Annotated in this window: 10 protein-coding genes; 5 read left to right on the top strand and 5 right to left on the bottom strand. The window is 28.8% G+C overall.

Annotated elements, in window-relative coordinates; translation table 11 throughout:
* Positions 1–420 (bottom strand): LysR family transcriptional regulator (locus J7M77_RS06390; protein ID WP_296877002.1); only part of this gene is annotated, 420 nt, incomplete at its 3' end.
* A gap of 191 nt (positions 421–611) precedes the next feature.
* Between J7M77_RS06390 and J7M77_RS06385 the strand changes: the two genes are divergently transcribed.
* The gene (locus J7M77_RS06385; RefSeq protein ID WP_296877001.1) at positions 612–1,466 is read left to right on the top strand and encodes an AraC family transcriptional regulator; all 855 of its coding nucleotides are present in this window, start codon (positions 612–614) and stop codon (positions 1,464–1,466) included.
* A 26-nt stretch (positions 1,467–1,492) separates the two neighbouring features.
* On the opposite strand, the gene J7M77_RS06380 is transcribed toward J7M77_RS06385, so the two are convergent.
* The 4 genes from J7M77_RS06380 to J7M77_RS06365 all read right to left on the bottom strand — a co-directional run bounded on the left by J7M77_RS06380 (position 1,493) and on the right by J7M77_RS06365 (position 5,704).
* A complete protein-coding gene (locus tag J7M77_RS06380; protein ID WP_296877000.1) occupies positions 1,493–2,962 on the bottom strand; it encodes a hypothetical protein in 1,470 nt (489 codons plus the stop codon).
* A gap of 165 nt (positions 2,963–3,127) precedes the next feature.
* A complete protein-coding gene (locus J7M77_RS06375) occupies positions 3,128–3,640 on the bottom strand; it encodes a dUTP diphosphatase (RefSeq protein ID WP_296876999.1) in 513 nt (170 codons plus the stop codon).
* Between the two features lie 44 nt (positions 3,641–3,684).
* Entirely contained in the window at positions 3,685–5,010 is a 1,326-nt protein-coding gene (locus J7M77_RS06370) for a HAMP domain-containing sensor histidine kinase (RefSeq protein ID WP_296876998.1), read from the bottom strand.
* Positions 5,003–5,704: a response regulator transcription factor gene (locus J7M77_RS06365; RefSeq protein ID WP_296876997.1), complete on the bottom strand. Its 702-nt coding sequence runs from the start codon at positions 5,702–5,704 to the stop codon at positions 5,003–5,005. The genes J7M77_RS06370 and J7M77_RS06365 overlap by 8 nt, the downstream gene beginning before the upstream one ends.
* A 143-nt stretch (positions 5,705–5,847) precedes the next feature.
* On the opposite strand from J7M77_RS06365, the gene J7M77_RS06360 reads away from it, so the two are divergent.
* The 4 genes from J7M77_RS06360 to J7M77_RS06345 all read left to right on the top strand — a co-directional run.
* Positions 5,848–8,277, top strand: coding sequence for a YfhO family protein (locus tag J7M77_RS06360; protein ID WP_296876996.1), 2,430 nt, complete (start codon positions 5,848–5,850; stop codon positions 8,275–8,277).
* The gene (locus tag J7M77_RS06355; RefSeq protein WP_296876995.1) at positions 8,249–8,656 is read left to right on the top strand and encodes a GtrA family protein; all 408 of its coding nucleotides are present in this window, start codon (positions 8,249–8,251) and stop codon (positions 8,654–8,656) included. The genes J7M77_RS06360 and J7M77_RS06355 overlap by 29 nt, the downstream gene beginning before the upstream one ends.
* Positions 8,643–9,587, top strand: a complete 945-nt coding sequence (locus tag J7M77_RS06350; RefSeq protein ID WP_296876994.1) for a glycosyltransferase family 2 protein — start codon at positions 8,643–8,645, stop codon at positions 9,585–9,587. The genes J7M77_RS06355 and J7M77_RS06350 overlap by 14 nt, the downstream gene beginning before the upstream one ends.
* Before the next feature lie 79 nt (positions 9,588–9,666).
* Positions 9,667–10,232: hypothetical protein (locus tag J7M77_RS06345; RefSeq protein ID WP_296876993.1), on the top strand; the 566-nt coding region annotated here is incomplete at its 3' end.

Raw genomic sequence — 10,232 nt, 5'->3', positions numbered from 1 at the left:
TTCACTACGAAAAGTTCTAACGTCTTCAATAATATCATGAGTTTTTGATTCTCTTAAAGTGAATTCATATTGATTTTGACCGTATTCTTTAACTAAAGCCACAAATGCATTAACGACAAAAGCATAATGCTGGCTGGAAACCGCAAATACTCTTCTAGTTATTTCTTTATGTTTAAATTGTTGTTCTAATAAATCAGCTTGTTCAAGTACTTGTCTAGCGTAAGAAAGAAATTTGGCACCTTCCTCGGATAAGAAAATTCCCCGATTATTACGATAGAAAATAGTAATATTCATTTCTTTTTCTAAATCAGACAAAGCTTTTGATAAACTTGGCTGTGCAATTAGAAGCTTAGCTGCAGCTGAAGTGATTGAGCCACTTTCAGCAATAGCGATAATATATTTTAGTTGTTGTAATGTCATTTTTATCTCCTTATATCAAGATAAAGAAATTATAACGGATTTAAATTAATAAAGCATTAAAAAATCAAAAATTCATTTTTCCTTAGTGTTTATTAAATTATTTCTATGATATAATTTTAATAGCTTTTTTATTATATTTTCAATTGTATATAAATTAATAATATAATTATATTATCTTTGGAGGTGAATATATGGCTGATTTAAAAAATCAGGATAAAACTCGACATGGTAGTTTAGAGTTTCCGATGGAAATTTATCAAAAATATGTTGAAAACAATAATATTAACCACATTTTTTGGCATTGGCATAATTCAATCCAGTTTTGTTTGTTGAAAAAAGGGGCAGTTTGTTTTCATATTAACAATGATGCTTTAGAAATGAAAACGGGTGATATTTTATTTATAAATTCCGGAGTGCTTCATAATGTAATTAATCAAGATAATGTTGTTAGTTATTATTTATGTTATAACATCGAACCGGAGTTATTATATACTTATCCTGGTAATATTATTAATACGAAATATTTTTATCCGATTATTGAAGATGATAAAGTTGATTATTGTTTAATTCGACAAAATGATATATTTTATCAAGAAATTTATGAGAATTTAATTGCTATTTATAATTATTTTCAAGTTAAAGATGAATTAAAAATATATATAAGTTTATTATCAGTTTGGGATATTTTATATCATCATTATTTTAAATTTTCTAATCATTATGATAATGAAAGAATAAAACAAGTTATTTCGTATGTAGAAAATCATTATGATGAAAAGTTGACTTTAGAGAATATTGCAAATGAGGTAGGAGTTAGTAAGAATTATTTATGTCGGGATTTTAAAAAAAGAGTTCGCTGTTCTATTTTTGATTATATTACTAATTATCGTATTTTAAAGAGTTTAGAATTGTTGAAAAAAGATCTTACAATTACAGAAATTAGTTATCAATGTGGTTTTAATAGTCCCAGTTTTTTTATCAAAAAGTTTAAAGAGAAAATGAACATGGCTCCTAATAAATATCGACAGTTAAATCGAAAAAAATAAAACCAGGGATTTGCCCTGGTTACTAGTTATTTAATTTTTTCAACACTATAATCATCATAGATATCTTTTAATGCATCTTCAACACCATCGCTAGTAGTAAGTTCATTTCCTTGGCTATCTTTTAATGAACTATAGCGACTATACCAATAATGATCATCATCATCTAAATAAGCACTATCAATTTCAGTACCACTATAGAAAACACTGTAATAAGTTTTTTGAGTTACTTCACCGCTATAAGAAGTATATGTTTCATCAACTTTATAAACAGCACAAGCGATATCTTCATCATCACCTTTAGCAAACCATAAAGAATCTAATGAAGTGCTATAAGTAGTTGAATATCCATCATCATAAACATCAGCTGCTTTATCGTCAGCTTCAGATTCTAACTGATCAACTAAATCATCAGGTAAAGAAGAAGCTTTTTTGTAACGTTCGATTAACCCCTTTACAGTAAATGTTTTAGAATCATTAGTTACTTTGATCTTATTAGCATCAGCAGTTTCCTTAGAGTATTTAACAGTAATAGTTACTTTATCACCATTAGATAAATCACGAGTTACTTCATAATCAAGACTTGTTGTATTAACGAAATTAGCTAATTGTTCGTTATTTTTATCATAATCGATATCATTTTTTACATCAGTAAGATATCCTTGACCATCTTTACCATAGAATTCACAAGTAATGTTGCTGGCAAGATCGATTTCAGTAAAATTAAAGAATTTGTCATAAACTAAATAACCGATAAAAGCTACAGCAACTAATGCAACTACCCCAACTGTAATTTTACCATTTTTAGTTGCAATAAATTCTTTAAAGCTTTTTCGTGGTGGTCTTTGGTTATTTCCACCAGCATATCCAGTATAAGTGTTATTTGTTGTATCAAATCCATTATTTGGTGTTGTATTTTGATAATCTCCATTGAAATTATTAAATGCTGGACCATCATTTAAAGTATAGTTAAAGTTATTAAGTTTAATAACATTTTTAACAATTAAAAGAACAACCATATTGAAAATAAAGAATGCGATACAAACATACATGTAGTTTTCTAAATTGCTGCCAGCACTCATTATTTTTTCTTGAGCTGAACTCATGTCTAATGAGTATAGCGAAGAATAATCCCCACTTGAAGCTAGTCTGATTACTTTACACATAAAATTGATCCCAGACATTGATAATAAAAGTAATACACTACTAATACCAGAACCGATCAATTCCCCTAGCATAATGTAATCTTGCTTATCTTTAGTAAAGAAATAATAAGCACTTAAGATTGCTGTAATAACGGCAGCAGCCATTAATAGATAAAAAATGACTTGAATCAAAGTAGCTAAAGAACCAAGCTTAGCTAAATTATCTAAACTAGAGCTACTTCCTGCTTGAAATCCCATTTTATCAAGTAGCCACATTACAGTCATAAAACCAGATGAAATAGTAGCTAAAAGATAAATAGTTTTCTTTTTAGAATATTTATCTAAAATATTCATTTTTAGTTCCCTCCTTTAATATAACATTATAATACCAAAATTTACCATAAATTACTATTAATTTGTAGTCGTAATTAATAAAATAATTGTAAAATTTGTCGTTATTTTAAGTAATATAAGCTAAAAAGAGAACAAAAAATCTCATGGAATGCCATGAGATTTCCTTTATTTGGTTGTTGAACCAAAACCGCCATTTCTAATTGTATTAGTATCGTCATCTTCAACGATGCCAAAAGGCATAAAAATTCCTTGAGCAAAACCTTGGTTAGCTTTAAGTACAACTGTTTTTGCTTCATTACTATCATTTGTTACTTTAATAAAGATATGCCCTTGGTTATCACTAAAATAATAATCGCTATCAATAATACCAACCGTATTATTTAATTGTAAACGATATTTGAAACCTAAACCACTACGAGGATAGATTGCTAAAAACCAGCCTTCGTTGATTTTTACGCGAATTCCAGTTGGGATTTTAATTGTTTCTTGAGGGTTTAAAGTAAAATCAATTGGAGTATAAAAATCATAACCAGCGGAACCAGTTGTAGCTCGTTTTGGTAATTTTAAATTTTCATAGATTTGATTGATAGTTTCACTATCATAGTTTGTAAATGTATCTTGAAAATCTTTAATAAATTGTTGTTTTGATACTTTTTCGAATTTTGCGACTACTTGCATCATAATCTCCTTTATCATTAATTTGCTTTTCTATTATACACTAACTAGACTAATAATGGAAAGCTAATAATGACAGTAAAGTTATTTTCATCTTCATTAACGGTCATATCACCTTCATGGATCTTCATCATTTGGGCAACACTTTTTAAACCAATTCGATTACTTTCGATATAGTTAAAGGTTGGTTTTTTCTTATTTTTAAAAGTTAGTTTTAAATCTTTATCAGTTACTTCTAATTTGATTTCAATTGCTTCTTGATTACTAGCGTATTTATTTAAATTAGAAAAAATATTATTAATTACTCGTTTGAGTAAATTAATATTAGCATTAATAAATACATCCGCCTGTTTAAGTGTTTTATTAACAATAAAACCGTTTTTTTCTAAGATATTAATATTTTCCAGCATGTATTCATAAATGACACCTAATGAAATCTTGGTTAGTTCACTGTCTTGTTCTTTAGAGAAAACTAAAAAGTACTCAAACATCTTATTAGCTAATTCATTGATTTGACTAGCTTTATCAATTGAGTTATTAAGGTATTGATGATATTGCTGTTCGTTTTTATATTTTTTTAAACGAATAATATCAAGATAACCAATTAATGAAGTAAGCGGGGTTCGTAAATCATGGGACAAGGCAGTTACTAATTCATAATTAGCTCTACGATTAGTTTCTTCCGTTAGGAAATTGTTTTTCAAAGTGATTCGTAGATTATCAATTTGATGTGACAGTTCAGCAATTTCGTCATTACCGCGGATATTTATGCTATGATCTAAATCACCCTGGGACATGATCGTTACCTCATCTTTTAAATTAATGATTAATTTAACCTTGCGTTTAATAAATAAAAACGGCGGAATAATAAAGACAATCAAAGAAATAATAATTGATAAGACTAAATATGGAATCGCCGATTTAGCGATGGCGTAAGAATAGGCATAGATCGTAATTGATCCGTCTTTTAATTCTAAAACACTAGTATAGGGCATGACATCATAAATCGGTTCGCTATTATAGATGGTGGCACTAATAATAAAATCATCCATCAAAGTAGCATAGGAACCAGTAATAAAAACATCTTCATTGCTGTTATAAACTAAAATACTATAAATTTCATTACTGCCAATAATATTATTGATAGTTTCGCTGTCATTTATCGATACATCACTATCAATTAATTTATCTTCGATCGCTAAAACATAATCTTCAGTATTTTCATCAATGATCCCTAAATCATTTACAAAGTTGAAAAAATAATCTCGACAAGAATATAAAAAGGCAAAAGTTAAAATAGCTAAAATCCCAAAACAAGTAATAATTGCGGAAATTTGAATACTTAACTTATCTTGAAAACCTTTTTTAATCACAACGATAACCCTTTCCCCAGATAGTTTTGATTATCTTTGGATTTTGTGGATTAGCTTCGATTTTTTTTCGTAAATTTCGAATATGGACCATAATTGTATTGTTTGCACTATAATAATATGGTTCATTCCAAATGCTTTCATATAAAGCCTGGGTAGAAAAAATACGTTTACGATTATTAACTAATAAATAAAGAATCTGATATTCTAAATAAGTTAATTCAACTGGCTTACCATCTAAAAGAACGGTTTCATTACTTGGATTAATCACGATATTTTCATATACGATTTGATCATCAGTTTCTTTTTTATGTTCATCTTTACCTTGATAAACGTAATAACGTCTAAGTAAGGCTTTGACCCGTGTTGTTAATTCGTTATAAGAAAAAGGTTTTGATAAATAATCATCACCACCGCTTGAAAAACCTAAAGTTTTGTCACTTTCTTGACCTTTAGCAGTTAAAAATAAGATTGGGGCATTTGATTTTTTCCTAATTTCAACACAAGCTTGATAACCATTAACGATTGGCATCATGATATCTAAGATATACAGATCAATTTCATCACTAGCTAGATCAATTGCTTCTTGACCATCTTTGGCTTCGATTACTTCGTAGCCTTCACTTGATAATAGAACATTTAGAACTTCTCTAATTTCTGGATTATCATCAACGATTAATATTTTATTATTTGTCATAAATTCACCAACTTTCGCTTTAATTATACATCATAATAAGGATGAAATGTTTTTTTAAAAGTTAAAATTAAGAAATATTTAGATGTTCTTTAGGCGATTCTTAAGGATTGTATATAATAATTTAACCCGGGAGATTGATAGTAATGAAAAAAAAGCAAGTAGTATATTCGATTATCTTTTTAATATGTTTAACATTAGTGATGATTTTTATCATCACGCCTTCTTCGTGTATCTTTGGCTCAAATACCGACTGGTTTTCCCAACATGTAAATTTAGCTGATTATCTACGCCAGACAATGTTAGAAAATAAAACACTTTTCCCCAATTTTGCCTTTAACATTGGTGCTGGTGAGAATATTTATAATATATCATATTATGGTTTGTTTCGACCGGACATATTAATAGGCTGTTTGATCCCAGGTATTGCCATGAAAGATATAATAATTACTTATATGATAATCAATTTAAGCTTGAGTGTTATTTTGATCTATCTATGGTTAAAACGCAAACACTTTAGTAACACATTAAGCTTGATCGGAGCTGTTTTATTACTATCTTCTTCCGTTTTATTTCATAGTCATCGGCAAATTATGTTTGTCGACTATTTACCAGGATTGTTATTAGCACTAATTGGAATTGATCGAATGTTACAAGGAAAAAAGAATATATTGGTTACAATTGGTCTGGTGCTGGTAATTGTTAATAGTTATTTTTTTAGTATCGCTGGAATTATCATGCTGTTTAGTTATTATTGTTATGCGGTTAAGAAAATTAATTTAAAAGTATTATATGAATTTATTAAGCCTGTTGCTACAAGTATTTTAATTTGTGGAGTGTTGTTGCTTCCAACTGCATACGTAATGTTGGAAAACCATCAAAGCGGTGGTAAAACAATTGATGTTCTAACATTATTGATTCCTAGGATAAATTTAAATGGACTATTATATGATGGCTATGGCTGCGGGATGGCATACTTAAGCTGGATTGGTATTGTTTTAAGTTTGAAATTCAGGGAAGTAAGAAAATTAAGCGTTGAAATTTTGTTGTTGTTATTCGTGCCAATATTTTGTTTTGGATTAAATGGGTTTTTATATGCACGAACTAAAATACTGATCCCGTTTATCCCGCTAATTATTTATGTGGTAATTTATACGTTAGAAAAGTTAAAAGCTAATAATGTGAGATTAGAAATAAAAATGTTAATTTTAATTCTAATTCCTCTAGCTGGTTTTTATGATCAGCCATTAATTATTCTAGATGCTTTACTATCGTTAATAATAGTGATTATTTATCTTCATAAAACAACTAAAGTATTACCTTTATTAATGATTATGCCATTAGTATTAAGCTATGTTACTAATTTACAAGAAGATTTTGTTTCACTTGATACATATCGACAAGTTTCTAGTAAAAGTGGAATTAAAGTAGATAATGATAGTCGTTTTGATATTTTTGATCGAGCATTAGATACATCGAATTTAGTTAATCATAATGCTTTAAGAACTTCATTATATAGCTCAGTTAATAATAGCTTATATAATCAATTCTATTATGATTTGATCAATAATCCGATTTCGATTAGAAATAGAGTAGCGATGCTATCTAATTCAAATATTTTCTTTCAAGGTTTTATGGGTGTTAAAACCATTTATAGTACAAAAGCAGTACCAATTGGCTATCAAAAAATAGATGACAATTTATATCAAAATAATAATGTTTTACCGATTATCTATGCTACTAATGATACATACGATTTACAGGCCTTTGATAAATTACAGTTTCCAATGACTTTGGATACTTTATACAACAATGTCATTGTTGAAAATGGAAAAACAAATTATCAAAGTAAAATACAAACAACTGATTTAAAATACTCGGTTAATAAACAGAGTGAAAACTTAACGATTGATCCAATAAAAAACGGCTATCGGGTCAATACTAAAGGTAAAGGAACATTGGAATTATCACTCAATCAGGATTTAACGAATCAAATTCTAATTATCGAATTTGATCTTAATAAAGTAAAATATTTAAAAACTAGAGATACGTCGATAACGATCAACCAGATCAAAAATAAATTATCAAGTTCCAGTGCCCCGTATCCTAATGGAAATACACACTTTACCTATATCATTAGTCAAAATGATGCCCTTAATAACTTATCAATTGAATTCACGTCAGGACGCTATGACCTGCAAAATATTAAAATTCATACTTTAAATTATGATGTAATCAAAAATCGTAATCAACAAATTAATAAGTTTGAAGGTACTTATAATCAAGATGGTAAGGTAGCAAAAGGGGTAATTGATGTTAAAGAAGATGGTTATTTAGTAACTTCTTTACCATATCAAAATGGTTATCAACTAAAAATTGATGGTCAGATAGTGAAAGGTGAATGTGTTAATAAAGCTTTTTTAGGAGCGAAGATAACTTCAGGAAAACATGAGATTGAAATTACTTTTAAACCACCATTTAAAGATATTGGTTTGATGTGTAGTTTTGCAGGAGTAGTTTTGTTTGTGATTCAAGGGAGAAAAAGAAATGAAAAAGGAATTAAAGGAAATAATTAGTTATGTCTTTGTCGGCGGCTGTACGACACTAGTTAATTTCATTGTTTATTATGTGATGATCAAAGCAGGCAATTTTAACTGGCTGATTGCTAATATTGTATCATGGCTAGCAGCAGTTATATTTGCTTACTTTGCTAATCGTCAGCTTGTTTTTAAAAGTGATAATGATACTAAAAAAGAAGCTTACCAGTTTTTTATCTTACGGTTAGCGACGTTATTGGTTGAAAATGGATTATTGTATTTATTTATTTCAATGATGGCATTTGATGAAATGATTGCTAAAGTAATTGTTAGTATTGTTACAGTGGTATCTAATTATGGATTATGTAAGTTTAAGATTTTTTCAGCTAAAGGAGGACATGAATATGGACAAAATTAGTGTAATCGTTCCTTGTTATAATGAAGAAGCAGTATTGCCAATGTTTCACCAGGAAGTTAGTAAGGAACTGAAAAAAATTGAAAATATCGATTACGAAATTATCTTTGTCGATGATGGCAGCAGTGATCAAACGATTAATATTTTAAAATTAATCAGCAGTAATGATGAACATTGTGATTATTATTCTTTTTCTCGTAATTTTGGTAAAGAAGCCGCAATGCTGGCGGGTTTAGAAAAATCAACTGGTGATTATTGTGTTATCATGGATGCTGATTTACAACATCCACCGCATTTATTAAGTCAAATGTATCAGGCGGTTAGTCAAGAAGGATATGATTGTTGCGCCGGAAAACGGATCGATCGTGAAGGTGAAGGGAAGATTCGTAATTTTTTAAGTAAGATGTTTTATAAAATAATGCAAAAAATGTCAAAATTAGATATGAGTGATGGTGCTGGTGATTTTCGGATGATGAGTCGTTTAATGGTTAATTCAATCATTGAAATGCGTGAATATAATCGTTACATGAAAGGGTTATTTTCTTATGTTGGCTTTGAAACAAAATGGTTACCATTTCATAATGTTGAACGAGTTGCGGGTACAACTAAATGGAATTTTAAAAGTTTGTTTGCTTATGCCTTAGAAGGAATGTTTTCTTTTTCTACTGCTCCTTTAAAAATAGCAGGGATTTTTGGTGTGATTTTATTTGTTGGATCAATCTTCCTTTCTATATATACAGCTCTATCTACTTTATTATTTGGTAATCGGGTTGGTGGTTATACGACTATTGTTTGTTTGATCTTATTTTTAAGTGGAACGCAAATGCTACTGATTGCGATTTTAGGTGAATATGTTTCTAAGGATTATATGGAAAATAAAGCACGACCAATTTATATTGTAAAAGAAAGTAATCGCAAAAAGCGTTATAATTAATGTCATGGTAAACATGACATTTTTAAATTGATTTATGAATCATAAATAACTATAATAAATCTACAAGGAGAGCGATAAAATGAAAAAGTTTGCAAGTATCGTAATAACAATTATTATGATTGGATTTATCTTGTTACTTACAATTAGTATTCCAATCAAATCAATGGCTAGTGAAGCTGTTTCTAATGCAATCGTTGCTAGTGAAACAACTAGTCAATTACAACAGGTAATTAAGGAAAATTTCCCTAATGTATCAAACCAGCAAATTGAACAGGTCCAGGAAGTTATTTCTAACAGTAGTTCGATTAATTCTTTTACTAGTGACTTATTAGATCAAGTTAGTGAAGCAGCTTTAAATAATGAAACCATTGATGCCACTCAAATTACTGATCAAATTTCTCAGCTTTTTACTGAAAATATTTCCGAAATAGAAAGTGTTATCGGTCAAGAAATAACTGATGAACAAGTAGCTTTAATTCAAGAAAAACTTAGTGATCCCGATGGTAATTTACAACATAAAATTGACAGTGCAGTTACTTCAGTAACTAGCGGTTCATCATCAACACAAGATTTTTTAAGTACATATCAAACAATTACCAGTACAACAGTTAAAGTAGTTTGTGTAATTGGGATCATTGTTTGTAT

This window comes from Thomasclavelia sp., assembly GCF_017889095.1.
Taxonomy (GTDB): Bacteria; Bacillota_I; Bacilli_A; order Erysipelotrichales; family Coprobacillaceae; genus Thomasclavelia.
The sequence above is the reverse complement of the archived record's forward strand: the minus strand, read 5'-3'. Positions and strand labels throughout refer to the sequence as shown.